The organism is Sulfitobacter sediminis, assembly GCF_040811725.1.
Taxonomy (GTDB): Bacteria; Pseudomonadota; Alphaproteobacteria; order Rhodobacterales; family Rhodobacteraceae; genus Sulfitobacter; species Sulfitobacter sediminis.
In genome coordinates, this window is the sequence record NZ_JBFNXX010000031.1 from 1 (window position 1) to 26,320 (window position 26,320).

The 26,320-nt window shown below is 64.7% G+C and carries 30 protein-coding genes; 19 read left to right on the plus strand and 11 right to left on the minus strand.

Features of this window, described 5'->3' with window-relative positions; genetic code table 11:
- Window positions 1-60: 60 nt before the first annotated feature.
- Window positions 61-354 carry a sterol desaturase family protein gene (locus AB2B41_RS21030; RefSeq protein WP_367879797.1) on the minus strand — a complete coding sequence of 98 codons (294 nt, stop codon included), beginning with the start codon at window positions 352-354 and terminating at the stop codon, window positions 61-63.
- Between the two features lie 123 nt (window positions 355-477).
- On the opposite strand from AB2B41_RS21030, the gene alr reads away from it, so the two are divergent.
- From alr to AB2B41_RS21065, 7 genes are all read left to right on the plus strand, one after another.
- Window positions 478-1,515, plus strand: coding sequence for an alanine racemase (gene alr, locus AB2B41_RS21035; RefSeq protein ID WP_367879798.1), 1,038 nt, complete (start codon window positions 478-480; stop codon window positions 1,513-1,515).
- Window positions 1,512-1,970 (plus strand): paraquat-inducible protein A, encoded by a 459-nt coding sequence (locus AB2B41_RS21040; protein WP_367879799.1) that lies wholly within the window; start codon window positions 1,512-1,514, stop codon window positions 1,968-1,970. Before alr ends, AB2B41_RS21040 begins: the two co-directional genes overlap by 4 nt.
- Before the next feature lie 51 nt (window positions 1,971-2,021).
- Window positions 2,022-3,389 carry a DNA repair protein RadA gene (radA, locus tag AB2B41_RS21045; protein ID WP_367879800.1) on the plus strand — a complete coding sequence of 456 codons (1,368 nt, stop codon included), beginning with the start codon at window positions 2,022-2,024 and terminating at the stop codon, window positions 3,387-3,389.
- Between the two features lie 25 nt (window positions 3,390-3,414).
- Window positions 3,415-3,969: a CvpA family protein gene (locus AB2B41_RS21050; RefSeq protein WP_367879801.1), complete on the plus strand. Its 555-nt coding sequence runs from the start codon at window positions 3,415-3,417 to the stop codon at window positions 3,967-3,969.
- A gap of 79 nt (window positions 3,970-4,048) precedes the next feature.
- Window positions 4,049-5,176: a PAS domain-containing sensor histidine kinase gene (locus tag AB2B41_RS21055; protein ID WP_367879802.1), complete on the plus strand. Its 1,128-nt coding sequence runs from the start codon at window positions 4,049-4,051 to the stop codon at window positions 5,174-5,176.
- A gap of 141 nt (window positions 5,177-5,317) precedes the next feature.
- Window positions 5,318-6,802 carry an amidophosphoribosyltransferase gene (gene purF / locus AB2B41_RS21060; protein WP_367879826.1) on the plus strand — a complete coding sequence of 495 codons (1,485 nt, stop codon included), beginning with the start codon at window positions 5,318-5,320 and terminating at the stop codon, window positions 6,800-6,802.
- A 231-nt stretch (window positions 6,803-7,033) separates the two neighbouring features.
- Window positions 7,034-7,291, plus strand: a complete 258-nt coding sequence (locus AB2B41_RS21065) for a pilus assembly protein PilZ (RefSeq protein WP_367879803.1) — start codon at window positions 7,034-7,036, stop codon at window positions 7,289-7,291.
- A gap of 5 nt (window positions 7,292-7,296) precedes the next feature.
- On the opposite strand, the gene AB2B41_RS21070 is transcribed toward AB2B41_RS21065, so the two are convergent.
- Window positions 7,297-8,394: an NmrA family NAD(P)-binding protein gene (locus tag AB2B41_RS21070; RefSeq protein ID WP_367879804.1), complete on the minus strand. Its 1,098-nt coding sequence runs from the start codon at window positions 8,392-8,394 to the stop codon at window positions 7,297-7,299.
- A gap of 96 nt (window positions 8,395-8,490) precedes the next feature.
- Between AB2B41_RS21070 and AB2B41_RS21075 the strand changes: the two genes are divergently transcribed.
- The 5 genes from AB2B41_RS21075 to AB2B41_RS21095 all read left to right on the plus strand — a co-directional run bounded on the left by AB2B41_RS21075 (window position 8,491) and on the right by AB2B41_RS21095 (window position 12,532).
- Complete coding sequence (locus tag AB2B41_RS21075) at window positions 8,491-9,051, plus strand: TetR/AcrR family transcriptional regulator (RefSeq protein WP_367879805.1); 561 nt, start codon at window positions 8,491-8,493, stop codon at window positions 9,049-9,051.
- A gap of 47 nt (window positions 9,052-9,098) precedes the next feature.
- Entirely contained in the window at window positions 9,099-9,734 is a 636-nt protein-coding gene (locus tag AB2B41_RS21080) for an SDR family NAD(P)-dependent oxidoreductase (protein WP_367879806.1), read from the plus strand.
- Between the two features lie 82 nt (window positions 9,735-9,816).
- Window positions 9,817-10,602 carry a 5'/3'-nucleotidase SurE gene (gene surE / locus AB2B41_RS21085; protein ID WP_367879807.1) on the plus strand — a complete coding sequence of 262 codons (786 nt, stop codon included), beginning with the start codon at window positions 9,817-9,819 and terminating at the stop codon, window positions 10,600-10,602.
- On the plus strand, window positions 10,599-11,255 hold the full coding sequence (locus AB2B41_RS21090) for a protein-L-isoaspartate(D-aspartate) O-methyltransferase (protein ID WP_367879808.1): 657 nt from the start codon (window positions 10,599-10,601) through the stop codon (window positions 11,253-11,255). The genes surE and AB2B41_RS21090 overlap by 4 nt, the downstream gene beginning before the upstream one ends.
- A 59-nt stretch (window positions 11,256-11,314) precedes the next feature.
- Complete coding sequence (locus tag AB2B41_RS21095) at window positions 11,315-12,532, plus strand: peptidoglycan DD-metalloendopeptidase family protein (protein ID WP_367879809.1); 1,218 nt, start codon at window positions 11,315-11,317, stop codon at window positions 12,530-12,532.
- A 427-nt stretch (window positions 12,533-12,959) separates the two neighbouring features.
- On the opposite strand, the gene AB2B41_RS21100 is transcribed toward AB2B41_RS21095, so the two are convergent.
- From AB2B41_RS21100 to AB2B41_RS21115, 4 genes are read right to left on the minus strand one after another with little or no spacing between them, the layout of a single operon-like run.
- The gene (locus tag AB2B41_RS21100; protein WP_367879810.1) at window positions 12,960-13,808 is read right to left on the minus strand and encodes an ATP-binding protein; all 849 of its coding nucleotides are present in this window, start codon (window positions 13,806-13,808) and stop codon (window positions 12,960-12,962) included.
- Window positions 13,805-14,689, minus strand: a complete 885-nt coding sequence (tatC, locus tag AB2B41_RS21105; protein WP_367879811.1) for a twin-arginine translocase subunit TatC — start codon at window positions 14,687-14,689, stop codon at window positions 13,805-13,807. Before tatC ends, AB2B41_RS21100 begins: the two co-directional genes overlap by 4 nt.
- 3 nt (window positions 14,690-14,692) lie before the next feature.
- A complete protein-coding gene (gene tatB / locus AB2B41_RS21110) occupies window positions 14,693-15,154 on the minus strand; it encodes a Sec-independent protein translocase protein TatB (RefSeq protein WP_367879812.1) in 462 nt (153 codons plus the stop codon).
- 6 nt (window positions 15,155-15,160) lie between these two features.
- Window positions 15,161-15,412, minus strand: coding sequence for a twin-arginine translocase TatA/TatE family subunit (locus AB2B41_RS21115; protein ID WP_367879813.1), 252 nt, complete (start codon window positions 15,410-15,412; stop codon window positions 15,161-15,163).
- 213 nt (window positions 15,413-15,625) lie between these two features.
- Here AB2B41_RS21115 and AB2B41_RS21120 point away from each other — a divergent pair, with 213 nt between their 5' ends.
- Window positions 15,626-15,940 carry a hypothetical protein gene (locus AB2B41_RS21120; RefSeq protein WP_367879814.1) on the plus strand — a complete coding sequence of 105 codons (315 nt, stop codon included), beginning with the start codon at window positions 15,626-15,628 and terminating at the stop codon, window positions 15,938-15,940.
- A gap of 2 nt (window positions 15,941-15,942) precedes the next feature.
- Window positions 15,943-16,608: a helix-turn-helix transcriptional regulator gene (locus AB2B41_RS21125; RefSeq protein WP_367879815.1), complete on the plus strand. Its 666-nt coding sequence runs from the start codon at window positions 15,943-15,945 to the stop codon at window positions 16,606-16,608.
- 122 nt (window positions 16,609-16,730) lie between these two features.
- Here AB2B41_RS21125 and AB2B41_RS21130 read toward each other — a convergent pair whose 3' ends face one another.
- The 5 genes from AB2B41_RS21130 to AB2B41_RS21150 form a co-directional block, all read right to left on the minus strand.
- Complete coding sequence (locus AB2B41_RS21130) at window positions 16,731-17,102, minus strand: Lin0512 family protein (protein WP_367879816.1); 372 nt, start codon at window positions 17,100-17,102, stop codon at window positions 16,731-16,733.
- Window positions 17,095-17,457 carry a Lin0512 family protein gene (locus tag AB2B41_RS21135; protein WP_367879817.1) on the minus strand — a complete coding sequence of 121 codons (363 nt, stop codon included), beginning with the start codon at window positions 17,455-17,457 and terminating at the stop codon, window positions 17,095-17,097. The genes AB2B41_RS21130 and AB2B41_RS21135 overlap by 8 nt, the downstream gene beginning before the upstream one ends.
- A 9-nt stretch (window positions 17,458-17,466) precedes the next feature.
- On the minus strand, window positions 17,467-18,555 hold the full coding sequence (locus tag AB2B41_RS21140) for an ABC transporter ATP-binding protein (protein WP_367879818.1): 1,089 nt from the start codon (window positions 18,553-18,555) through the stop codon (window positions 17,467-17,469).
- A 68-nt stretch (window positions 18,556-18,623) separates the two neighbouring features.
- Window positions 18,624-19,742, minus strand: a complete 1,119-nt coding sequence (locus tag AB2B41_RS21145; protein ID WP_367879819.1) for a hypothetical protein — start codon at window positions 19,740-19,742, stop codon at window positions 18,624-18,626.
- Entirely contained in the window at window positions 19,742-20,521 is a 780-nt protein-coding gene (locus AB2B41_RS21150; RefSeq protein WP_367879820.1) for an SDR family oxidoreductase, read from the minus strand. The genes AB2B41_RS21145 and AB2B41_RS21150 overlap by 1 nt, the downstream gene beginning before the upstream one ends.
- Window positions 20,522-20,662: 141 nt before the next feature.
- Between AB2B41_RS21150 and AB2B41_RS21155 the strand changes: the two genes are divergently transcribed.
- The 5 genes from AB2B41_RS21155 to AB2B41_RS21175 all read left to right on the plus strand — a co-directional run bounded on the left by AB2B41_RS21155 (window position 20,663) and on the right by AB2B41_RS21175 (window position 26,148).
- Complete coding sequence (locus AB2B41_RS21155) at window positions 20,663-20,989, plus strand: hypothetical protein (RefSeq protein WP_367879821.1); 327 nt, start codon at window positions 20,663-20,665, stop codon at window positions 20,987-20,989.
- Window positions 20,990-21,013: 24 nt separating this feature from the next.
- A complete protein-coding gene (locus AB2B41_RS21160) occupies window positions 21,014-21,676 on the plus strand; it encodes a Hint domain-containing protein (RefSeq protein ID WP_367879822.1) in 663 nt (220 codons plus the stop codon).
- Between the two features lie 362 nt (window positions 21,677-22,038).
- On the plus strand, window positions 22,039-23,646 hold the full coding sequence (locus AB2B41_RS21165; protein WP_367879823.1) for a peptide chain release factor 3: 1,608 nt from the start codon (window positions 22,039-22,041) through the stop codon (window positions 23,644-23,646).
- On the plus strand, window positions 23,646-24,581 hold the full coding sequence (locus tag AB2B41_RS21170) for a glycosyltransferase family 2 protein (protein ID WP_367879824.1): 936 nt from the start codon (window positions 23,646-23,648) through the stop codon (window positions 24,579-24,581). Before AB2B41_RS21165 ends, AB2B41_RS21170 begins: the two co-directional genes overlap by 1 nt.
- Window positions 24,582-24,717: 136 nt before the next feature.
- The gene (locus AB2B41_RS21175; RefSeq protein WP_367879825.1) at window positions 24,718-26,148 is read left to right on the plus strand and encodes a DEAD/DEAH box helicase; all 1,431 of its coding nucleotides are present in this window, start codon (window positions 24,718-24,720) and stop codon (window positions 26,146-26,148) included.
- Window positions 26,149-26,320 lie beyond the last annotated feature (172 nt).

Below are 26,320 nucleotides of genomic sequence, written 5' to 3' on the forward strand. Positions count from 1 at the left end.
TGAGTACCGTTTCCGAGCCATTCTCTGTCCCCCTCTCTCGGCCATCGTAGTGGCCCAGTTCTAGGGGGGAAGGACAATCGGCACAAAGAACAACCTCGTGTTCGTCGGGAAATCGTGATGCCCGTAATGCGCCTGGTAAAGCAGGTCAAAGGCCCACTGCCGACGCGGCGGTTTGAGGTGAAAGACATAGCGGTGCAGGTTGTATTCATTGAGCAATTGCGCCCCGATCCCCAAGGGCGCCAGCAGCCAGGCCCACCACGGCCCGGCCACGGCCAGCGCAGCAAATGCCGCAAGGCAGATCAGCCCCATGATCACGATCGACGGATGCCCCGCCATCAGCTTGATGCGAACCATGCCACCCCTTCCCCGGCGCTTGTTCTGCGCGCCCAACTTGGTTAGACCGCCCCAGCATGGGCCAACACCAAGGCCCTGTAAACCACGCCGCCGCGTCACCGATCTGCCGATGGACTTCCCTCTATGACCGCCGCCACCCTGACCATCGACCTCTCCGCCATCGTCGCAAACTGGCGCGCGCTGGACCGGCTGACCGATTGCGACACAGGTGCGACGATCAAGGCCGACGCCTACGGCCTCGGGGCCGAACGCGTGGGCAAAGCACTGGCCGCCGCCGGGGTGCGCACCTTCTTCGTGGCCCTTGCCGAAGAAGGCGTCCGCCTGCGCCGCGCCCTTGGCCAGGGCCCCGCGATCTACGTCTTTTCCGGCCACATGGCGGGCGATGCAGAACGCATCCGGCAGGCCGACCTGACGCCCATGATCAACTCCATCGACCAGCTGTTGACACACGTCGAAGCCTTGCCCGGCCACGCCTTCGGCATCCAGCTTGATACCGGGATGAACCGCCTAGGCATGGAGCCCGCCGAATGGTCCGCCCTGCGCGAGATCGCTCTCGCGCAGAAATCCCGATTGGTGATGTCCCACCTCGCCTGCGCGGATGAACCCGATCACGCGATGAACCGCTACCAGCTCGACACCTTCGAGGACATGACCCGCGGCATCGACGCCCCCCGCTCACTCGCCGCCACGGGCGGCATCCTGCTGGGCGAACGCTATCACTTCGACCTCACCCGCCCCGGTGTCGGCCTCTACGGCGGTCTGCCCTTCGTCGATGCCACGCCCGTGGTCACGCTCGACGTCCCCGTCATTCAGGTCCGCGACGTCGCCCCCGGCGAAAGCGTCGGCTACGCCAACGCCTTTGTTGCCAAGAAACCCACCCGCGTCGCCACTGTCGCGGCGGGCTACGCCGACGGGATCTTCCGCGCCATGGGCGGCAAAGCCAGCTTCACGGACCACGACGGCCACAAGTTGCCCGTTCTGGGCCGCGTGTCGATGGACCTCATCACCATCGACGTCAGCAGCCTGTCCCAGACCCCGGAAACCCTGCAGCTTCTGGGCCAGCACCAGTCCGTCGACACGGTCGCGGATTACGCGGGCACCATCGGATACGAGATCCTCACGTCCCTCGGTGCCCGCTACGACAGGGTCTACCGGACGTGAGCCGCATCGGCTGGACGCTGAAGGCGCTCAACCTCGCGCTCCTGCTACTCTACCCCGTCGCATGGGCCGCGCCTCTCCTCCGTGCCGGTCTCCTGCCCCTCTTCTCGCTATCGGAAATCTCTGTCCTCACGGGCCTGCAATCCCTCTGGGCCTCGGACATCTTCCTCGCCCTCGTCGTCACGCTCTTCGCCCTCTTCGCGCCCTACCTCAAAACCATCGGCCTCGCCCTTGTGCACTTCGACCTCCTGAAACCCGCGGTCCTCCCGGTCCTCCACATCCTCGGCAAGCTCGCCATGGCCGACATCTTCCTCATCGCCGTCTACATCACGCTGGCCAAGGGCATCGGCCTCGGCCGGATCGAGACCGCCTGGGGCCTCTACCTCTTCACCGCCTGCATCCTCGCCTCGCTCTGGATCTCCTGGCAAACCGAACGCGCCCTCCACGAGGGGGAGTGAGCGCCGCCTTTTCCCTTTGACGCCCCCGGCAGGCTGGGCCACAACCCCGCCATGGCAAAACCCGTCAAGACCTTCTCCTGCACCGCCTGCGGCGCCAGCTTCAACAAGTGGTCGGGCCGCTGCGATGGCTGCGGCGAATGGAACACCATTCAGGAAGACGCGGGGATTTCCGCCGGCCCCCCGAGCAAATCGCTGGGCGCGAAACGCGGCAGCACCATGGTGCTGACCGATCTTTCAACCGAAGAAAGCCCGCCCCCCCGCAGCCAATCCGGTATCGAGGAATTGGACCGCGTCCTCGGCGGCGGCCTCGTGCCCGCCTCGGCCATCCTCGTCGGCGGCGATCCCGGCATCGGCAAATCGACCCTCCTGCTGCAGGCGGCGGCGCATTTCGCCAAGCAGGGCCTGAAAACCATCTACGTCAGCGGCGAGGAAGCCTCGGCTCAGGTCCGTATGCGCGCCCAGCGCCTCGGCCTTGCCGACGCGCCGGTGCAACTGGCGTCCGAGACCAACCTGCGCGACATCCTCACCACGCTCGAGGCAGAGCGCCCGCAACTGGCGATCATCGATTCCATCCAGACCATGTGGGCCGACAACGTAGAGTCCGCCCCCGGCTCCGTCTCACAGGTCCGCGCAGCGGCCCATGAACTCACCAGCTTTGCCAAGAGGCGCGGCGTCAGCGTGATCCTCGTGGGGCACGTCACCAAGGAAGGCCAGATCGCCGGTCCCCGCGTCGTCGAACACATGGTCGATACCGTGCTCTACTTCGAGGGTGAGCGCGGCCACCAGTTCCGCATCCTCCGCTCCGTCAAGAACCGCTTCGGCCCCGCGGACGAGATCGGCGTCTTCGAGATGACGGGCAGCGGTCTGGCCGAAGTCACCAACCCCTCCGCCCTATTTCTCTCCGAAAGGGGAGAACCTGCCGCAGGCTCCGTCGTTTTTGCGGGCATCGAGGGCACTCGCCCCGTTCTGGTTGAGTTCCAGGCCCTCGTCGCCCCCTCCCCCCATTCACAGGCCCGCCGCACCGTCGTCGGCTGGGACGGCGGCCGCCTCGCCATGATCCTCGCCGTGCTCGAGGCGCGCTGTGGCATCCCCTTCGCGGGACTCGATGTCTATCTCAACGTGGCGGGCGGCATGAAAGTGACCGAGCCCGCAGCCGACCTTGCCGTGGCCGCAGCACTTCTATCGGCGCGGGAAGACGCGGCCCTTCCCGCCGAAACGGTTGTTTTCGGCGAGATCAGCCTCTCGGGTGCGCTGCGCCCCGCCACGCAGACTGAAAATAGGTTGAAAGAGGCGCAAAAACTTGGTTTTACCTCCGCCATTGCACCGCAGGGTGGAAAGGCCATCGCGGCTGACGGCATGACGCTCAACACGATGGGTGACTTGACCGGGTTCGTGGGCGAGATATTTGGCGCGGGCTAGCGTCTGAGGCAGAAGGCAGGACGGGATGGAAGGTTTCACGATCATCGACGGCGTGGTGGCACTCGTCATCGTCCTGTCGGCATTGCTGGCCTACGGGCGCGGGCTGGTGCGCGAAGGCATGGCCATCGTCGGCTGGATCGTGGCCGCCGTGCTGGCCTTTCTCTTTGCCCCGCAGGTTGAACCGCTGATCCGGGAAATTCCGATGGTGGGCGAAGCGGTCGCCGACAGCTGCGAGCTGTCGATCATCGGCGCTTTCGCCGTGGTCTTTGCCGTGGCGCTCATCGTGGTGTCCCTCTTTACCCCGCTCTTTTCCTCGCTGGTGCAGCGCTCTGTCCTTGGCGGCATCGACCAGGGGCTGGGCTTCGTCTTTGGTGTCGCGCGCGGCATCCTCCTGGTGGCGATCGCCTTCTTCGTCTACCAGACGGTGATGACCGGCCAGCAATTCACCATCGTGGATGAAAGCCGCTCCGCCGTGGTCTTCTCGCGCTTTACTGGCCAGATCGAGGAGCAGAACCCCGAGGCGGCCCTCGGCTGGATCACCTCGCAGTACGAAGCGCTGGTCAGCGCCTGCGGACAGTAAGCCTGCCCGGGATCAGAACTCGGTTAATCCTCCGTTAACACCCGCGATCTAGGATCGAGTCCAACAAAAGGGACTCGCCGTGACACAGACCTGCCCCTATGCCCATCTCGACCTGATCAGCGCGCCGGTCTTCGTGCTTGAGATCAGCGATGCGGGCATGCCGGTCTATGCTGCCCTGAACGCCTGCGCGCTTGCGCTGATCGGGCGTCCCGCGTCGGACTTCATCGGCCGTTCCTCGGCGGACGTCTTCCCGCATGCCTATGGCCGCACTGCCTGTGCGCAGCATTGCGCCGCGCTGACCTCTGGCAGCTCCGTCAGCTACCAGATCGACCTGCCGCTGGCGCGTGGCATTTCCACCCTGCGCAGCACGCTTCGGCCCGAGGTCGACCAGACCGGCAGGGTGATCCGCCTTTGGGGGGGCTTTGTCGACCTGACGGCCGAAAAGCTCGCTGTCGAGGCGCGGAAGGACTTCGATACGCTGTCGTCGGAAATGGAGCAGTTCGTGGCCTTCGCCGCCCACGACCTGCGCGCGCCCATGCGCAACATCGCCGCGTTGACCAACCTCATGCGCGAGGATGCGGGGCCTCTCGGCGATCCGGCCCTCGACATCATAGACCTGATCGAAAAGATCACCGCGCAGTCCATGGACCTGATCAGCGACGTGCTGTCCCACGCGGAAAGCACCGCCACCGTGAAAGAGGAAAGCAGCTTCAGCTTTCCCGCGCTCTGCCACGGTATCTGGGACGCCATCGACCCTGCGGCGCAGCACCGGCTGACAACCTCGCTGTCGAACCTGCGGGCCGACCGCACTGCGATCCGTATCGCCCTGCGCAACATCGCCGAGAACGCGGTCAAACACGGCGGCTGCGAAAGGCTCGACGTCGACATCAGCGTGCAGGAGGATCTGCCCGGCATGCTGGACATCACGGTCACCGACAACGGGCAGGGTTTCACCGAGGGCGCGCTGGAGGTGATGAACGGCGGGCGCTTGCGTGTCGACAGCGGCTACGGGCTTTTCGGGATCAAGCGGTTGATTGCCGCGCGCGGGGGCACACTGCTGGCCCGCAACCTGCCCGATGGCGCGGGCGCAGTGGTGCGGTTCTCGCTGCCCGGCACGCTCCTCGGCTCGGCCCCGTCGGACGCCCCCTTCACCCTCGCGCCGCTCGCGCCCCCGCCAACCGGCAGGGAAATCCGCCTGTCGATCTGACAGCGCGGTGGCAGGGCCCCGGCTGGCTTGACTGCAACAAACCCGCATGCAATCCGCGCCAGCGGGGTGACAGGACAGCACAAGCGCCCTACATACGGGGTCGAAGCCACCGGATTCGGAGCTGCCCCGTTGTCCAAGATCATGCCTCCCGCCCATCCCTTCGACAGCGGCTATCTGCGCGACGCTGACGATCCGGACAAGCTCAAGGAAGAATGCGGCATCTTCGGCGTGATCGGCGTGGCCGACGCGTCGAACTTCGTGGCCCTCGGCCTGCACGCCCTGCAACACCGCGGCCAAGAGGCCGGCGGCATCGTCAGCTACGACGCCGACGCCGGCTTCCAGTCCGCCCGCCGCTTCGGCTACGTGCGTGACAATTTCACCTCCGAAGGCGTGATGAAACACCTGCCCGGCGAACTCGCCATCGGCCACGTGCGCTATTCCACCGCCGGCTCCAAGGGCCAGACCGCGATCCGCGACGTGCAGCCCTTCTTTGGTGAATTCGCCATGGGCGGTGCGGCGATTGCCCACAACGGCAACATCACCAACGCCAACGCCCTGCGGCGCGAGCTGATCGAGCGTGGCTCGATCTTCCAATCCTCCTCGGACAGCGAATGCATCATCCACCTGATGGCCCGCTCGCTTCAGCGCACCATCCCCGAACGCATGGAAGACGCCCTGCGCCGGGTCGAGGGTGCCTTCTCGGTCGTAGCCATGACCCGCACCAAGCTTATCGGCGTGCGCGACCCCCTGGGCGTGCGCCCGCTGGTCCTTGGCAAGGTCGGCGACGGCTGGGCGCTTGCGTCCGAGACATGCGCGCTCGACATCATCGGTGCGGAGTTCGTGCGCGAAATCAAACCGGGCGAGATGGTGGTGATCACCGCAAAAGGCGTCGAATCGCAGTTCCCCTTCCGCCCGCAACCCTCCAAGTTCTGCATTTTCGAACACGTCTACTTCTCGCGTCCCGACAGCATCCTCGGTGGCCGCTCCGTCTATGAAACGCGCGAAGCGATCGGCCGCGAACTGGCCAAGGAAAGCCCGGTTGAGGCCGACGTCGTCTGCCCCGTGCCCGATTCAGGCACCCCCGCCGCCATCGGCTACAGTCTCGAGAGCGGCATTCCCTACGCGATGGGCATCATCCGCAACCAGTACATGGGCCGCACCTTCATCGAACCGACCGAGCAGATCCGCAACATGGGCGTGCGCCTCAAGCTCAACGTCAACCGCGCGCTCATCAAGGGCAAGCGGGTGATCCTTGTCGATGACAGCGTCGTGCGTGGCACCACCAGCCGCAAGATCAAGGAGATGATCCTCGACGCGGGCGCCAAGGAGGTGCACTTCCGCATCGCCTCCCCCCCCACCGCATGGCCCTGTTTCTATGGCGTGGACACCCCCCAGCGCGAGAAACTGCTCGCCGCCACCATGTCCGAGGACGAGATGCGCGAGCATCTCGCTGTGGACAGCCTGCGCTTCATCTCGCTCGACGGCCTCTACCGCGCCGTGGGCGAAGCACAGGGCCGCAACAGCGACTGCCCGCAGTATTGCGACGCGTGCTTCTCGGGCGAATACCCGGTGACCCCGGCAGATCAGCTGGAACAGGGCTTCCAGATGAAACCGGCGGCGGAGTGATCAACTGACAGGTTCTGGCGGCAGGTGCGAGATCGCGATTACGCTCGACTTACCCCTGCCCGAACTTGCCATTGCGCATCTGGCTGACATGACCTTCGCCTACCACCTCCGTCGGACTGCCGCTGCGTCACTGGGCTGATCCCTGCCGAAGCGCATCGACCACCCCTTTTCTGCGCCGCAGCATCCTGATAGCCAGCGCGCCGAAGCCCGAATCCCAAGTTCCGAAGTCCCATGAGTACCAGTGATAAACAGGAGCCGACCCCGGCCCATGTCGCCGAAAAGGCGACCCAGAGCGCCCGCCTGCCCGCCCTTGCCCTGATCGGCATCTTCGGCAGCGAGAACGCCCTTAACGCCCTGATCCGTGAAAAGAACGGCACCATCCAGCGCGTTGCCGTCGGCGACCGCATCTCGGGCCAGACGATTGCTGCCATCGGCGAAGACCGTGTCGTGCTCGGCAACGGCAACACGCTGAAACTGCCGCAGGGCTAGTAGGCTCAGGCGCTCAGAGCGCGCAATGGCACCGGTTCATGCGTCCGCGACCACTCCGCGTCGTCCTGGCTGAACCTCGGCTCCCGGACCTCGACGTAATCCCTGTCGCTCTGCACCCTCGCAGGGTTCAAAGCTGGTGTAACCATGATCCGGGCAAATCCCATCATCGCAGCCATTCGCCCGAACAGGCTTGGCCGCAATTCGGGCCGTCCCGCGACGTAGCGGCGCACGATGCTCTCGAAGGACTCGGCAGGTTGGCCCCCAACCCGCTGAACATCCTCGGTCGGCGCATTCACCGCGAAGGCCCCGCGCCGGTACTCCTCGGCGTAAAGGGCAAGCTGTGACACCGCCGCTTCGGAATAATTGGACGGCGGATTCGCCCTCAGCGCCTTGGTCAGCATCCGCTCGGAGATATCGACGTATCTCACCCGGCGGCCAAGCGCCCGGCCCATGGCGGCGGCGATCTCGTTCGGTGACAGCAGCTCTGGTCCCGTAGGGCGATACCGCTTGCCAGCATGGCTCTGCGGGTCTGTCAAAGCAGCAACCGCCACACGCGCGATGTCCTCGTTCGACGGCGGCGCGTTCTTCTTCACGTCCCCGTCCCCCAAAGGCATCGTGAAAAGCCCCAGATGTGCGGCGAAAGGCAAAACCATCAGGTAATTGTCCGCAAACCAGCCCGGATCGACCGATGTTACCGTCATGCCGGGCGACAGATGCGCCAGCCGGTCCGACAGATAGACTTCGCGGGTGAAAAGCGAGGGGTGGCTAGCCGCCGTGAGCCACTGTCCCAGAAGAACTACGTGCTCAAGCCTTGCTTCATGGGCCGCCGCGGTGAAGACCGCATTGAAATGCAGCCCGTTGGGGGCCGTGGGCGCGCACTGATAGGCGCGCGTCACGCTGGCCATTGCCCGCCGCATGTCAGCGATATCGTATTGATCTCCCACGAAAACATCCGCGCCCGCTGCGGCAAGCTGGTCCGACCGCGCATCCTTGCGCCGCACGAAGGCCCGCACGGGGTAGCCCTTTTCGAGCAGTTGAAGGGACACGGGCAGGCCGGTCTTGCCGGCAGCGCTGGTGACGAGGATCAGGGGATGGGATGACATGGCAGCTCCTTTTGGATGATGATTGTAATCTTAATGATAAGATGATAGACATAATCTTAATTGTCAACCCAGTTGGAACTCATTGAAATGCCACGCATGTCCGAAGCCGAGAAACGCAAGTCGCATGACCGCATCCTCGATGCAGCCGCCGATCTGCTGCGCGAAAAAGGGATCGAGACCACCAGCGTGTCCGAGGTGATGCAGGCGGCGGGGATGACCCACGGCGGCTTCTACCGCCACTTCCCGGGCAAGGACGATCTGGTGGCCGCGGCATTCGAAAGAGCGGTCGACAAGGTCGTCTCAGAGATGGAGACAGCGGAAACGGACGCGGAAAAACAGGCGGCGCGTGCGCGCTACATCGACACCTATCTCTCGCCGCGCCACGTGGGCGACCTGCGCCACGGATGCCCCATGGCCGCGCTCGGCTCCGAACTTGTACGTCAGGACAACGGGACCGCCGCGCAGACTGCGAAAGCCATCGACCGGGTCACCGCGCTCCTGCAGCGTGACGCGGCGGATGACAGCGCGGATGCGCAGCTTGCGCTGCTTGTCGGTGCCGTCACGCTTGCCCGGCTGACCCGGGACGAAAAGCGTGCCGCGGCAATCCTGCGGTCGGCGCGATCCGCTCTTCTTGATCCGCCGCCGCCTGCGACCTGAACGCAGCCCCCCTTGACCGCCGCCCCGTGCCGGTGCACATCGCGCCCATGACCAAAACAGCCCTGATCACTGGCGCATCCCGCGGCCTCGGTGCCGCCCTCGCCGAGGCACTTGCGCCCACGCACCACATCATCGCCGTCGCGCGCACCACCGGCGCGCTTGAAGAGCTCGACGACCGCATCCAGGCCAAAGGTGGTGCCGCCACGCTTGCGCCCATGGACGTGACCAATGCCGATGCGATGGCGGTGCTCTGCCGGGGCATCTTCGACCGCTGGAAGACGCTCGATCTGTGGCTCCACACGGCGGTGCATGCCGCCCCCCTCGCCCCCGCCGATCACATCGACGCCAAGGACATGATGAAATCCGTGGCCACCAACGTGACCGCCACCGCGACGCTCATCACCTATGTGGCCCCTCTCCTGGGCCAGACGGGCGAGGCGGTGTTCTTCGACGACCCGCACCTCGGCGAAAAATTCTTCGGCAGCTACGCTGCGACCAAGACCGCGCAGATCGCGCTTGCCTGTGCATGGGAGGCCGAGACCGCCAACATCGGCCCCCGCGTCCGCATCCTGACGCCCAAGCCCATGCCCACCGCCACCCGCGCCCGCTTCTTCCCCGGCGAGGATCGCGGCAAGCTTGCCGACATCCACGCCGAGGCCGCTGCGGTATTGGCGCAACTCTGATCCGCTCGCCTGCCCGCCCGTGACCGGCGGAACCTTGCCGCCCGCAGCCCCCTCACCTATCAAGGCCAAAAAGGGGCCTGACATGCGCATTCTGATCACCAACGACGACGGCATCACCGCACCGGGCCTTCAGGTGATGGAGGCCATCGCTACCGACCTCGCGGGCCCCGACGGCGAAGTCTGGGTCGTCGCCCCCGCCTTCGAGCAATCGGGCGTCGCCCATTGCATCAACTACGTCCACCCCACCATGATGAGCCAGATGGGCCCCCGCCGCTTTGCCGCCGAAGGCTCGCCCGCCGATTGCGTGCTGATCGCCATCCACGACGCGATGAAGGACACACCGCCCGACCTGATCCTTTCGGGCGTGAACCGCGGCAACAACTCGGCCGAGAATACGCTCTATTCCGGCACCATCGGCGGCGCGATGGAGGCTGCCTTGCAGGGCTTTCCGGCCATCGCGCTGTCGCAATACTACGGCCCCGGCAACCGCGACCTCGCCAATCCCTTCGATGCCGCCGCCCAGCACGGTGCCGACGTGATCCGCCGTATCCTCGACACCACCCCGCAGGAAAACACCGACTACAGCCTCTTCTACAACGTCAACTTTCCGCCCGTGCCCGCCCCGGACGTAAGAGGCATCCGCCTTGCCCCGCAGGGCCGCCGCCCCGGTGTCGTCTTCGGCACCGAACCGCATATCGCCCCCTCGGGCCGCCGCTTTTCCTGGATCAAGGGCGGCGATCAGCAGGTCATGGCCAACGCAGGCTCCGACGCGGCCGTGAACCTCGAAGGCTATATCTCGGTCACGCCCATGCGCGCCGACCTCACGGCCCATGATGTGATGGACAGCCTTTCGGGCCTTAATACATGACCGAAGACACCCCCTCCGAAGCCGAGCGCAAGATGCAGTTCCTCTACGCGCTGCGCTCCAAGGGGGTCACGGACAAGCGCGTGCTCGGAGCCATGGAAGCGGTCGACCGCGGCCCCTTCATCCGCGGCCTCTTCGCCGCCCGCGCCTACGAGGACATGCCGCTCCCCATCGCCTGTGGCCAGACCATCAGCCAGCCCTCCGTCGTGGGCCTGATGACGCAGGCGCTGCAGGTTACCCCCCGCGACAAGGTACTCGAAATCGGCACCGGCTCGGGCTACCAGGCCGCGATCCTCTCCAAACTCGCCCGCCGCGTCTACACCATCGACCGCCACGCCCGCCTCGTGCGCGAAGCCCGCGAGATTTTCGAATCCCTCGACCTCGTCAACATTACCGCCATCACCGCCGACGGCAGTTTCGGCCTGCCCGACCAGGCCCCCTTCGACCGCATCATCGTAACCGCCGCCGCCGAGGACCCTCCCGGACCGCTCGTCGCCCAGCTCAAGGAAGGCGGCATCATGGTCTTGCCCGTGGGCCAATCCGACGCCGTCCAGCACCTCATCCGCGTGCGCAAAACGCCCGATGGCCTTGAATACGACGAATTACGCTCGGTCCGCTTTGTCCCGCTGCTCGAGGGCTTGGGCAAGGACAGCTAATGCTGTAGAGTGCCGCAAAACTCCGGAAAACACGGAGAGCGCGACATGAGGACAAGCAGATGTACCCATCCCTCCTGAGAAACCGCGTCCGGCTGAGCCTGCTCGCCGGAGCCAGCGCGACCCTTCTAGCCGCCTGCGGCGAGCAGCCGCTCGATTTCGACCTCCGGGGCCTCGGCGGCGGGTTCAGTACCGCAGAGGCCGCGACCGGCCCGCTTGCTGCCCGTCCCCGCCCTGATAACCGTGGCGTGATCTCCTACCCAAACTACCAGGTCGCCGTCGCGCAACGCGGCGACACGCTCGCAGACGTGGCGGCCCGGGTCGGGGCTGACGTGAACGCGCTGGCGCGCTTCAACGGGATCGAACCGGACGTGCCTCTGCGCAAGGACGAAATCATCGCCCTGCCAAACCGCGTGGCCGAACCCTCGCCCGCGACCGGTGCCGTGGGCACCGGCCCCATCCAGCCCGTCGACATCACAACGCTGGCTGGCGGTGCAATCGACCGCGCCCCGGCCACGCCGGGGGTGCAGACCGCCGCCCTGCCACCCGCAACACCTGCCGCAGCACCGACAACCCAGACCGGCAAGGAACCCATCCGCCACAAGGTGGAACGGGGCGAGACCGCCTATACGATCTCCCGGCTCTACAACGTGCCGGTCAAGGCGCTCGCGGAATGGAACGGCCTCGGCGCCGATTTCGCGATCCGCGAAGGCCAGTTCTTGCTGATCCCCGTGCCGAAACAGAACCCGCCGGCGCGCCCCGCGCCTGTCGAGACGGCACAGACCACGCTGCCCGGTGTGGGCTCGCCCACGCCAACACCCCCTTCGGCAGCCAAGCCTCTGCCGCAGGACAACACGGCAAGGCCCGCCCCGGTGGTCGAGGCACCGAAGCCTGTTGCGAACGTCGGCCAGACGACCCGCCCCACAACCGACGCCAAGATGGTGACACCCGTACAGGGAACGATAATCCGCGCCTATGCCAAGGGCCGCAATGAAGGGATCAACATCAAGGCCGCCCCCGGCGCGCCGGTGAAAGCAGCCGATGCCGGCACCGTCGCCGCAATCACCAAGAGCGCCGAGGGCGTGCCCATCGTCGTCGTTCGCCACCAGGACAACCTGCTGACGGTCTACGCCAACGTCACGGACGTCAGCGTCAGCAAGGGACAAAGCGTCGGTCGCGGCCAGCAGATCGCCAAGCTGAGGGGCGGCGACGACAGCTATGTCCACTTCGAAGTGCGGCAGGGATTCGATTCGGTTGACCCCGCGCCATACCTCGATTGACGCGACGGCACCTCGATACTACTGGTGGTTCTGTTTGTGGCCGTATTTCCCCGAAATCGCCACAGAATTGCCGTAATTGGCCCCCGCCTGCCACGGAATCGCCATGTTTCAAAACTAGAAACAATGTAGCGCGATCAACGCGACTGTCTCAGGGCTGACACCCTTCACAGGGTCATCTGCAGGGTGATCCGAACCGCCCCGAGAGCATCTTCCAGGCCTTCGGGTCATGGTATGTCTAGGAAAAGGGGCGCTGGCTCTCAGCAGCGTTTCCAACCAGGAAACCTGGTTTGCGGTGGGGCAAACCGGTTACAACACGCGGCGGGACCTCCAATCCGCCGCGTGTTTTACTTTCATACGACGCTTAAGACAGCACGAGGACAACCTGACCTGAGGCGGGCCGTGATCGGCAGCCCCCCCTGAACAGGTGTCACCCTGCCCGTAGCGCCACACCCTTGCGGCCCGCAAGGTCCGTGAAATACTGCCAGGCCACCCTGCCAGACCGCGACCCGCGCGTCGCCTGCCACTCGATCGCCTCGGCCCGCAACGTCGCATCGTCGATCTCGACCCCGTAGGCATCGCAATAGCCCCTGATCATCGCAAGGTACTGGTCCTGATCGCAGGCGTGGAACCCCAGCCACAGCCCGAAACGATCGGACAGCGAAACCTTCTCTTCCACCGCCTCCGCCGGGTTGATCGCCGAGCCGCGCTCGTTCTCGATCATGTCGCGCGGCATCAGGTGACGCCGGTTCGACGTGGCATAAAGCACCACGTTCTCCGGCCGCCCCTCGATCCCGCCGTCCAGCACCGCCTTGAGCGACTTGTAATGCGCATCGTCATGACCAAAGCTCAGATCGTCGCAGAACAGGATAAACCGCTGCGGCGCGCCGCGCAGCACGTTCAGCAACCGGCCCACAGACGGCAGGTCCTCGCGCTGCAATTCCACGATCCGCAAGGCCTCATGCGATGCATGAACATCGGCGTGGATTGCCTTGACCAGACTTGATTTTCCCATGCCGCGCGCGCCCCAGAGAAGCGCGTTATTCGCAGGCAACCCCGCCGCGAACTGCCGGGTGTTCTGCAACAGAGTATTGCGCGGTCGGTCAACGCCCACCAGCAGGCTCAGGTCGATCCGGCTGACCTGCGGCACCGGCTCCAGCCGGTCAGGCTGCGTGTGCCAGACAAAGGCAGATGCCGCGTCGAAATCCGGAGCGGCAAGCGGCGCCGGAGACATCCGCTCCAGCGCCGCCGCGATCCGGTCCATCGGATCGTCAATCACGTCTTCTTTTCCTCGCCGTCGTCTTCGTCGAACTCCGCCAGCAGCGGGTCCTCGTCGTCATAATACCCCTCGGCCCGCAGCCGCGCCTCGCGCTTCACCTCCACCCGCTTCACCAGCTGGATCGAGATCTCGTAAAGCCCGTAGACCACCACGAAAAGGATGATCTGGGTGATCACATCCGGCGGCGTCACAAGTGCGGCCAGCACCAGGATGCCCACCACCGCGTATTTGCGCACGTTCCCCAGTCCCTCGGCGCTGACCAGCCCTGCCTTGCCCATCAGCGTCAGCAGAACCGGCAGCTGGAAACAAAGCCCGAAGGCCACGATGAACTTGATCGTCAGGCTCAGATACTCCTGCGCCGAGCCCTGAAAGGCGATGCCCGCGATATTGTCATCAATCGGCTGCGATCCGTCCCCCGTCAACGGCCCCTGCTGGAACCCCAAGAAGAAGTCGAAGGCCAGCGGTGTCACCACATAGAACGCAAACGCCGCCCCCAGAAAGAACATCAGTGGCGAGGCGATCAGGAACGGCAGGAACGCCGCCTTCTCGTTGCGATAAAGGCCCGGGGCCACGAAGCGCCACATCTGGTAGCTGATGTAGGGAAAGCCCAGCACCAGCCCGCCCAGAAGCGAGATGGAGATGGCGACAAAGAAACCTTCCTGCAGCTTGATCAGGATCAGCCCGCAATCGTCCTGTCCGCGCTCGGCCATGGCCGAACACAGGGGATTGGTCAGAAAGTTGAAGATCGGGTTCCAGACGGTGAAACAGATCACCATGCCGATGATGAAAGCCACCACCGAATGGATAAGCCGCGTGCGCAGCTCGGCCAGATGCTCGATCAGCGGCGCCGCGCTGTCGTCGATGTCGTCGCTCGCACTCATGGCTTACTCTTTTTCTTCCACCGCCGGTTTCGGCACCTTGGCTTCCAGCTCTTCGGCCTTGGCCATGGCCTCCGCCGCCTCGCGCTGCTTGCGCTCGGCCGCCGCGCGTGCCGTGGCCGCCTGTATCTTGGCGACATCCTCGGCCCGCTTTTTCGACAGCTTCCCGGTTTCGCTTTCGGGGTCGAGGTCGGTCAGCGATTTCGCCGCCGATTTCACCCCGTCCATGGCCGATCCGACCGGATTGGTCGCGGCCTTGAGCGATTTGTTGATGCTGGAGGACATCTCGCGCATGCCGGACTGGTCCGCGGCCTCGTTCATGGCCGAGGAGAATTCGCGCGCCATGCCCTTGGCCTTGCCGACAAACTGGCCCACGCGCCGAAACAGCACCGGCAGGTCCTTGGGGCCCACCACGATCAGGGCAACAATGCCGATGACCAGTAATTCCGTCCAACCGAGATCGAACATTTTGGCTTAGCTCGCACCCTTGTCGGCGGCCTTGTCCGTCTTGGGATGGGTGCCCGCGTCGGTGTGCTTGGGCAGGTCCGCGCCTTCGACGCTCTCGACCTTCTTGAGGTCTTCCTCGCCCTCGCTGATGCCCTTCTTGAAGCTGGTGATGCCCTTGCCGACCTCACCCATGAGGCTTGAAATCTTGCCACGACCGAAAAGCACAAGCACCACGACGGCGATCAGCAGAAGGCCCGGCAGACCGATATTGTTCAACATGTCATTTCTCCCATCTTCGCGCGCAAACCTCGCGCGCTTCGTCGGTGCCCTGTCTAAGGTCTCACGCGGCGCTCTCAAAGGGGCAAAGCCGTCTTGCCGTGCCGATCCAGCCGCCAACATCGCGATTTTTCAGGCCTTGCCGCAGTCAACTGACAGGTTTATGTCAGTTGTGACACGCTAGTGAGGTCTCACCCTATCACCAAGGAGCATATCATGTCTGAGACCCCGCACACCGTCGCCGAAATCGTCACCTTCCGCCTTGTCCCCGGCACCGACACGGTTGCCTTCGTCCATGCCGCGCGGGCGCTTGAGCCACGGCTCAGGGCCACCGGCCATGTCCTCAGCCGCACGCTCTCGGCGGATCCGGACGGTACCTGGACCGATCACATCGTCTGGACCTCGCACGCGGTGGCCCTGCAGACCGCGGGCGAGATCATGGCCGATCCCATCGCCGCCCCCATGATGCAGATGATCGACCCCGATCACGTGCAGATGCGCCATGCGGAAATCCACTACCGACAGGAGTAGCCTTGCGCCGCACCGACCGCCTCTTCGACATCATCCAGATCCTGCGCGACGGCAAACTGCACCGGGCGCAGGACATTGCCGAGCGGCTGGAAGTGTCGGTGCGCACCATCTACCGCGACATGGAAACCCTTATGGCCTCGGGCGTGCCGGTCGAGGGCGAACGCGGTGTGGGCTACATGATCACGGAAGCGATCAGCCTGCCGCCTCTGACGCTTACCGCCTCCGAACTCGAGGCCCTGAACCTCGGCCTCGCCATCGTCGGACAGGCCGCCGACGACGCGCTCAAATCCGCCGCTGACACGCTGGCCGACAAGATCGATGCCGTCCTGCCTGCCCAGACCATCGCCGAGGCCGAGCGCTGGAAATTCGCCGTCTACCCTTTCGCCGATCCCACCCGCAACCTGACGCAGATGCCGCTCCTGCGGTCGGCCATCAAGGCGCGCCAGAAGGTGCGCCTGACCTACACCTCCCGCGCGGGCGCCGTGACAGGCCGGGTGATCCGGCCCCTGCACATGGAATACTGGGGGCGGGTGTGGACCCTGACGGCGTGGTGCGAGCTGCGCGAGGCCTTCCGGGTTTTCCGTCTGGACCTGATCGAGAGCGCCGAGGCGCTGCCGGAGTTGTTCGTGGACGAGCCGGGCAAGCGGCTGGCGGATTACGTGCCTTGAATTGCGGTTCATCCGAATGAGCCGCCAAGGCGGCACGACATTTTTTTGGGGGCTCCGCCCCGTCGCGCAAGCACGACTCCCCGGGACTTTATGGAGCCAGAAAGAGGGGAGAGTCGGCTTTCTTATTCACTGCGCAGCGCCCAGTCTTTCTGGGGCGGCAGGAAGGCTTCGACGCTGGCCTGGGCGATCACGATGGTCTCCCCGCCCGACGGCACGTTGAGACCCCCATGCACTGCCGTCACCGTCGCCTTGCCGCGCGGAAGCGTTGCGGTGAGCGCATCAAGGTCGAGCTTGTCGGGTTCCTGTACGCCCACGGTCACCTTCACCCGCATCTGGTCCGGGGTCAGATCGGTGACCGCGAAAATCGGCAAGGAGGAATGGCGGAAGGCATCCTCGATCGCGCGTTTCGCGGCCTTGGTGTAATCCATCCCGTGCAGATCGTTGCCCATGCCCATCTCGATGATGACGCGGTGCAGGCCCTTCAGATCATCCATCTTTGCGCTCCATCTCGAAGCCGACGCGCAGCGCGACATTGGCCATGATCGTCGGATGCCCCGCCCCTTCCTGCCCTTCGGGACGTGGCACGTCGAGGCCGCCCTTGACGACATTCACGGTCACATGGCCGTAGGGAAACACAGCCCTGAGCACGTCCACATCAACCTTCTCGGGCTGCTGCACGCCCACGTCGAGCGTGATGCGCATATCGGTCTTCTCAAAGCCGAAGAGCTCGGCCAGGTTGATCGAATTGTGCCAGAGCGCGTCCTTGACCGCCCGTTCGGCGGCCTGCGTATAGTCGCCGCGCCTGAGCGAGGTGCCCATCCCGAATTCCACCAGCAAGGTCTCGGCCATCGCCCCCTCCTACTTCGTTACCGGAAAGACGAAACAGCGATTGCGCGGGATCGTCAGCCACATAACCGCGCCGGGCTGTGGCAGAAAGACATTGGGCACGGTGGCCTTGAGGCGCGAGCCGTCGTGGTCCATCACGAATTCCACCAGGCTTTCGTTGCCCATGAAACGCGCCCGTTCGACCACCGCCCGCGCGGCGGTGCCGTCCTTCGCCGTGGGGTTCGGGCCTTTGCCCGCGCGGTCGAAGTCGATCCGCACATGCTGAGGGCGGAACACGATCTGCACCCGCGTGCCATCGGCGACGCCGGGGGCGAGGAAACGGCCGAAAGCGGTGCTTGCCAGCGCCCCCTGCACCGTTGCCTCAATGACGTTGGCATCCGAGAAGAAGGCTACCGCCGCCCGGTCGATGGGCCGTGTGTAGACGTTATAGGGCGCGCCCTGCTGCACGATCCTGCCGTCGCGCATCAGCGCGATCTCATCGGCCATCCGCATCGCCTCGTCAGGCTCATGCGTGACCAGCAAAACGGCGGTGTCCTCTTCCTTGAGAATGCTCAGGGTCTCGTCCCGGATGCCGTCGCGCAAACGGTTGTCGAGGCCCGAGAAGGGCTCGTCCATCAGCATGATCCGCGGCCGCGGCGCCAGCGCGCGCGCCAGCGCCACGCGCTGCTGCTCACCGCCCGAGAGCTGGTGCGGATAGCCGTCGATGAAGCGCAAGAGGTCCACCCGTTCCAGCAATTCCTCCACGCGCGCCCGTTTCTCGGCCCTGGTCCCCTTCTTCAGCCCGAAGGCCACGTTGTCGGCCACGCTGAGATGCGGAAACAGCGCGAAGTCCTGGAACATCAGCCCGATCTCGCGCCGCTCGGGCGGCACGCGGAACACCGTGTCGCAAATCAGCTTGCCGTCCACGTGGATCGTCCCGCTGTCCTGCATCTCGACCCCCGCGATCATCCGCAGCGTCGTGGACTTCCCGCAGCCCGACGGCCCCAGCAAACACGTCACCTGCCCCGGCATGATCCGCAGGCTCACACCATCGACCACCGCGCGGCCCTGATAGCTGCGGCGCAGGTCCTTGATCTCGAGCCGTGGGTGCAGTTCAGACATGGATACCCGATAAAATCACTCAGGTGCAGCTAGCAGCCCTGCCCGCCCGCCGCAAGCCATGGGACCTGTCAGGCGAGCTCAAAACCCGCCTCGGCGACATCCTGTCCGTTCACCTGCAAGACCACCCGATGCGCGCCGGGGTGAAGCGTGAAGGTCGTCGCATCGCCCTTGAGGGTGTGCTGTTTGGACAGGGTCAGCGTTTCACCGGCCACGATCCGTGCGGTCTTCAGCTTGAAGACCTTTTCGGCGGTCTTCCCGCCCGGCCGCGCAAAGATCATGCGATAATCCACGAGCACCGGAAGGTCCTGCCGCGCGGATAAGCGGCATTCAATCGCAAGCTTCTGACCGATCACGTAGCGCGACGCGCCCAGCCGCAGGTCCGCCGCCACAGGCACGTCGGCGCGGTAGCCAAGCACCTCCAGCGCCCCGACGTGGCCCTGTTTGACCAGCGTGCGCAGCGCGTGTTTCGTCATCCACGCCAGTTCCCTCGCTGCTTGCCGGCCCCGCTCGCGCCAGTCACGCAGCAGATTGCAAACCAGCTCTGGCTCGGTTTTAGCAAGATCGTTCAAATGGTTGGCAACCGATCTTGTGACATAGCGCGTCGGATCGGCGTGCAGCCGGTCCAGCAGCGGCACAGTCTGGTCCGGGCTGAGCGATACCGCCTTCGCCCAGGGCAGCCGGGGCCGCGTCCCCTCGCTCACCAGCCGCCTGACGTGGTAATTCTCGTCCCCGACCCAGACCGCCATGCGCGCCAGCGTCTCCTCGGGCCAGCGATTCAGGAAAGGGCGCACGTAGAACTCCATCGAGAACCGCTGCGTCGCCTCGTAGATGAGATCGAGCGCCCGCTCCCGGTGCTCTTCCAGCCCATGCCGCACGGCGAGGATGCCGGGCATAGCATGGATGAACCGCCCGAAATCGTTGTCCGTGAGCGACGGGTCCAGCCGCGCGGGCATCGCCGCCTCGAGCTGCTCGGCCATGGTCGGGAAGTCGGCGGCCAACTGCCCCTCAAGGCAGTCGGCCATCCATTCCATCCGCTCCAGCAGCCCGCGCTCGGCAAAGCCCGACAGCGCCTCGCGCTCGAAACGCGGCCCGTCGAAACCGGGCACGGCGGCGGCATATTCCGCCGCCAGCTGCGCCACGGTCGTCGGGTTGAAGAGATCGTCCTTGAGCGAAAAGGTCTCCGCCATCACATGGTCAGGTTTGTCGCCCCGCCATCCAGCAGGATGTTCTGCCCCACGATGAACCCCGCGTGCTGCGAGCAGAGGAAGGCGCAGGCAGCACCGAACTCCTGCCGCGTGCCGTAGCGCCCCGCGGGGATGCCCGCCGCACGCCTTGCGCGCGCTTCCTCCAGCGTAATCCCTTCCGCCTTGACCACGCCCCCGTCCAGCGCATCCGCGCGGTCCGTCGCATGGATGCCGGGCAGCAGGTTGTTGATGTTCACGCCTTTGCCCGCCACCTGCCGCGCGGTGCCCGCGACATAGCCCGTGAGCCCGGTGCGCGCGGAATTCGACAGGCCCAGCACCGCGATGGGCGCGCGCACCGATTGCGAGGTGATGTTGACCACCCGGCCCCAGCCACGTTCCATCATCCCCGGCATCAGCGCCTTCATCAGCGCGATGGGAGCCAGCATGTTGGCATCCAGCGCCTTGATGAAATCCTCACGGTCCCAGTCGCTCCACATGCCCGGCGGGGGGCCGCCCGCGTTGTTGACCAGGATATCCACGTCACCCGCCGCCTCGATCACCGCGGCCTGACCCTCGGGCGTGGCCACGTCGGCGGCCACGGTGGTGACGGTCACGCCGTGCTCGGCGCGGATACGCTCAGCCGCGGCCTCCAAGGCCTCGCTCCCGCGCGCGTTCATCACCAGATCGACACCGGCCTCCGCCAGCGCCTCGGCACAGCCAAGCCCCAGCCCCTTGGAGGACGCACAAACCAGTGCGCGCTTTCCCTTGATCCCCAGATCCATCAGACGACTCCTTTCTTCGCATCTTTGCCCCAGACCTATCACGCTTTGACGGCGGGGCCAGAAAAACACCCTTCGTTAACCAAAACACGTCACAGAGAGTCCATAGGGCGGCCCAAGACCGCCCTTCAGAAAGGTGATGCCATGCCCCCCGTCCCTGCGACAACCGCGCAAGACCTGCCCGTTCTGCTGGCCGATGACTTCACGGTCACGCTTGGGGCGAACATGGGCGATCCGCTGTCTTTCGCGGCTGAGCTGGTGCTGGACGATATCTATGCCGTGGCAACGGGGGCGCGGACGGCGCGGCTCTCAGTCCTACCCTGCGGCGCCGGGATATTCCGTATCGCTGCGGAAAGCGAAGCGGGCCTGCCCGGCGCGGTGCTGCATCTCGACGCCGCGTTGAGCTTCATGTCCCCCGATGGAAGTCTGAGCGAGGCCTTCCTAATGGTGGAGGTCGACGCCGCCTGTTAAGTCAGCGCGGTCTACCTGCTGCCGTTGAATAGGCTGCTGCCGCGCAGGGATTATCAGCTGGTCGGCATCGACACGTCGACCGCGCATCTGAGGTTCGCTCAATCCGCCTGTGTCTCTTTCACACGCGGCACCCGGATCACGCTGGCCACCGGCGCACAGCGTCCGGTCGAAGGGCTTCGGCCCGGCGACCGCGTGTTGACACGTGACGACGGCGTGCAGCCGCTCCGCTGGATCGGCAGGAGCACCCTGCGCGCCGAGGGCGACCTGGCACCGATCCGCATCGCGGCGGGAACGCTGAACAATGTTCGCGACCTGCTGCTCAGCCCCGGGCACGGGCTCTTTGTCTACCAGCGCAGCGACCGGCTTGGCGTCGGACGGGCCGAGGTGCTGGTGCGCGCCCGTGACCTCGTGAACGGCAGTACGGTGGTGCGGTCGAAAGGCGGGTTTGTCGATTACTTTCAGCTGCTCTTCGACCGGCATCAGATCATCTTTGCCGAGGGCATCGCCGCCGAATCCACGCTGATCGACCTCCATACGTCTCCCGCGCTGCAAGGTGTCATGGAGGGCCGGATCGACGATCCGCCCCCGTTCCACGATCGCGCGCGGCACACCGGCGCCGAGATCGGCGCAGGCCTGCTGGATCGTCGGAACGCCGCGGACCAGTTGCGCAGGGCTTCTACCGGTTGACTCCCGCTGGCAAGCCGCAGGAAGCACCGATGAGGGTTTTGATCTGCTGCTGTCCGGCTGCGCCGGAAAACCCGGAAGGAATGAGCGGCCCTTCTCCCCGCCGTGATCCCCATTCCCGGACAAGCGCGGTGTTTCGGCGTTCGCCTTGAGGCAGAAGCGTTCCAGTCAGAAGAATGCGGGAAGTCTGGCACGTGACCGTCCGCATCCCTATCTCTTGCCCGAGACGCCGCGCGCGTGACCGCCCCTTGCCATGGCCCGTATGTACGGTATGTGTACGCCCGGTGTACGGGCGGTGACAATTAACCAGCCGTTAACCCAATTGCCCAAACGGCCCGGAAAAGACATTAGGAACGACCGCCAAGATGCTGGATATGAACACAAATCGCCGCGACCTGCCGCCCGAGATCGCGCGCCGCCGCACCTTTGCGATCATCAGCCACCCCGACGCCGGTAAGACAACGTTAACCGAGAAATTCCTGCTCTTCGGCGGCGCAATCCAGATGGCCGGACAGGTTCGCGCCAAGGGCGAGGCGCGGCGCACTCGGTCGGACTTCATGGCGATGGAAAAGGATCGCGGCATCTCCGTCTCCGCCTCCGCAATGTCCTTCGATTTCAAGGAGTTCCGCTTCAATCTGGTGGACACGCCCGGCCACTCGGACTTCTCCGAAGACACCTACCGGACCCTCACCGCCGTCGACGCCGCCGTCATGGTCATCGACGGCGCCAAGGGCGTGGAAAGCCAGACCCAGAAGCTTTTCGAGGTCTGCCGCCTGCGTGACCTGCCGATCCTGACCTTCTGTAACAAGATGGACCGCGAAAGCCGGGATGTCTTTGAGATTATTGACGAAATTCAGGAAAACCTCGCCATCGACGTGACCCCGGCCAGCTGGCCCATCGGCATCGGCCGCGACTTCATCGGCTGCTACGACATCCTCCGCGACCGGCTGGAACTGATGGACCGCGCCGACCGCAACCGGGTGGCGGAATCGATTGAAATCAACGGCCTGGACGACCCCAAGCTGGCCGAACATGTGCCCGCCAACCTGCTCGAAAAGCTGCGCGAAGACCTCGAGATGGTCCGCGAACTCTTGCCCCCGCTCGATCCGAAGCTCATGGCCGAAGGCTCGCTCACCCCCATCTGGTTCGGTTCCGCCATCAACTCCTTCGGCGTCAAGGAACTGATGGAAGGCATCGCCAAATACGGCCCCGAGCCGCAGATCCAGCGCGCCGAGCCGCGCCAGATCCTGCCCGAGGAAGACAAGGTTTCCGGCTTTGTTTTCAAGGTCCAAGCCAACATGGACCCCAAGCACCGCGACCGCGTCGCCTTTGTCCGCCTCGCTTCGGGCCACTTCGAGCGGGGCATGAAACTGACCCACGTGCGCTCCAAGAAGCCCATGGCGATCACCAATCCGGTGATGTTCCTCGCCGCGGACCGCGAGCTGGCCGAAGAAGCCTGGGCCGGCGACATCATCGGCATCCCGAACCACGGCCAGCTGCGCATCGGCGATACGTTAACCGAAGGTGAAGCTTTGCGTGTTACGGGTATCCCGTCCTTTGCACCAGAACTGTTGCAAGGCGTGCGCGCGGGCGATCCGATGAAGGCCAAGCATCTTGAAAAAGCGCTCATGCAATTCGCCGAGGAAGGGGCGGCAAAGGTCTTCAAACCGGCCATCGGCTCGGGTTTCATCGTGGGCGTCGTGGGCCAGTTGCAGTTCGAAGTGCTGGCCAGCCGGATCGAGCTGGAATACGGCTTGCCCGTGCGGTTCGAAGCGACGCAGTTCACCTCGGCCCGCTGGGTGAATGGCGCGCGACAAGCGGTTGATAAGTTTACGGAAAGCAACAAGCAGCACATCGCCCATGACCACGACGGCGACATCGTCTACCTTACCCGCCTGCAATGGGACATCGATCGGGTAGAGCGGGATTACCCGGAGGTCACGCTGACCGCGACCAAGGAAATGATGGTCTGATGACCACCTGGGGCCTGAGTGCCACGATCAAGGCCCCGACGCCCGACATCCTGCGCTTTGCCGCCTACCACCTCGAACAGGGTGCGCACCGGCTTTACCTCTATCTCGATGATCCCGAGAGCGATGCTTTTAACGCACTGAAACTCCATCCGGAAATCCGCCCCACCCGCTGCGATGACGGTTGGTGGAACGGCAAGCGCCCCAAAAGACACCAGGTCCGGCAAAGCCAGAACGCGACACACGCATACGGACGTGCAAACGATATCGATTGGCTCATTCACATGGATGTGGATGAGTTTCTGGTTTGGGATGGGGTGTCGGGCCGAGTGTCGGACAAATTGTCCGACCTACCAACAGAGCAGATGACAGCACGTATCCGGCCAATGGAGCAGCTTGCCGGAGAAGGCAAACATTTCAAAGCCTTCATCCCCCCGGGACCCGACCGTACACGCATCGTTGCCGATCTCTATCCCACTTACGGCAACTTCCTCAAAGGCGGCTTTCTCAGCCATCTTGCGGGCAAGGTCTTTGTCCGCACCGGACTGCCCTCCATCCGCGTCCAGATCCACAACGTCTTTCAGGAAGGCGAGATGCTGAAAGGCCCCGACGACACACCCGGCATCACGCTCGCCCATTGCCACGCGCCGAGCTGGGAGGCGTGGCTTTCCGCCTACCGTTTCCGCATGGAGCAAGGCTCATACCGCCCCGACCTCGGCCCCAACCGGCCACGCGAGCAGGGCGGCATGTCCATGCACGAGCTTTTTCGCGCCATCGAAGCCGAAGGGGGAGAGACCGCCCTGCGCGCTTTCTTCGATGAGGTCTGCGCCGACAGTCCCGGCTTGCGCGGCCGATTGGCGCGGCACGGGCTCTTGCGGCATGCCGATCTTGACCTAAATACCACAATGAAAAAGCATTTTCCGCAAGGCGGCGGCTGAGGGGCGATGCAATTGACGGCGCGGACGCGAATTGCTATGCGACCGCCACACGTATCGCGGCATTGCCGCCCTGGGCCACGCGGGCCGATACGACAGACGCAGCGGGCCAAGTCAGTGTCCGCAAAACCGGACATATATGACAAAATTCTCTGATCTGAAGCTCAGCCCCAAAGTTCTGAAAGCCATCGAAGAAGCGGGCTACGAAACCCCAACCCCCATCCAGGCAGGCGCCATTCCCCCGGCGCTGGAAGGCCGCGACGTGCTGGGCATCGCCCAGACCGGCACCGGCAAGACCGCCAGCTTTACCCTGCCGATGATCACCCTGCTGGCCCGTGGCCGCGCCCGCGCGCGCATGCCGCGCAGCCTCGTGCTCTGCCCCACGCGGGAACTGGCCGCACAGGTGGCCGAGAACTTCGACACCTATTCCAAGTACGTGAACCTGACGAAGGCGCTGCTGATCGGCGGTGTGTCGTTCAAGGAGCAGGATGCACTGATCGACAAGGGCGTAGACGTGCTGATCGCGACGCCGGGCCGCCTGCTCGATCATTTCGAGCGCGGCAAGCTCATTCTCAATGACGTCAAGGTCATGGTGGTGGACGAGGCCGACCGGATGCTCGACATGGGGTTCATCCCGGACATTGAGCGTATCTTCGGCCTTACGCCCTTCACCCGCCAGACGTTGTTCTTCTCGGCCACCATGGCGCCCGAGATCGAGCGGATCACGAATACATTCCTGTCGAACCCTGAACGCATCGAAGTGGCCCGACAGGCCACCACGGGCGAGAATATCACACAGAGTGTGGTGATGTTCAAAGGCTCGCGTCGCGACCGGGAAGGCACGGAAAAGCGCAGGCTGCTGCGTGCGCTGATCGACGGCGAGGGCGACAAGTGCAAGAACGCGATCATCTTCTGCAACCGCAAGACGGATGTGGATATCGTCGCGAAATCGCTCAAGAAATATGGCTATGACGCGGCCCCGATCCACGGCGACCTGGACCAGAGCCAGCGCACGCGGACCCTTGACGGGTTCCGCAATGGCGAGCTGAAGTTCCTCGTGGCCTCCGACGTGGCCGCGCGCGGGCTGGACGTGCCCTCGGTCAGCCATGTCTTCAACTTCGACGTGCCCAGCCACGCCGAAGACTACGTGCACCGCATCGGCCGCACGGGCCGCGCGGGCCGGGATGGCACCGCGATCATGATCTGTGTGCCGCGTGACGAAAAGAACCTCGCCGACGTTGAACGGCTGGTGGAAAAGGAAATCCCCCGCGTCGACAATCCGCTGGGCGACGCTGCGCCGGAAGAAGCCGAGGAAAAGCCCCGCAAATCCGGCCGTTCGCGCGGCAAACCGGAGAAATCCGCGGACAAGCCGAGGGAGGCCAAGAAGGCCGACAACGAAAAGTCCGAACCGCGCGAAGACCGCAAGAGCAAGGGCTCTGACCGCGAACGCGACCGCGGCGGCAGGGATAAACGTGGCGGTTCACGGGGCGGCGACAACAAGGTCGTGGGCCTCGGGGATCATACGCCCGAGTTCATCGGCCTCAGCTTCGCCGACCGGCCCGAGGGCTGATCCTCCCTCACTCAAACCTTTGGTGTCGGAGCCGCCGTTGCGTGAGACCGGGCAGACGGAAGCATGACCGATTGCCAAGAAAGATCGTCGAGGGGCCCCTTAAAGCTTTTCCAGTTTACGTAGAAGCATATCCGGCCTCGCAAAAGTAGTTCCAGCATTCTTGCGGGGTGTA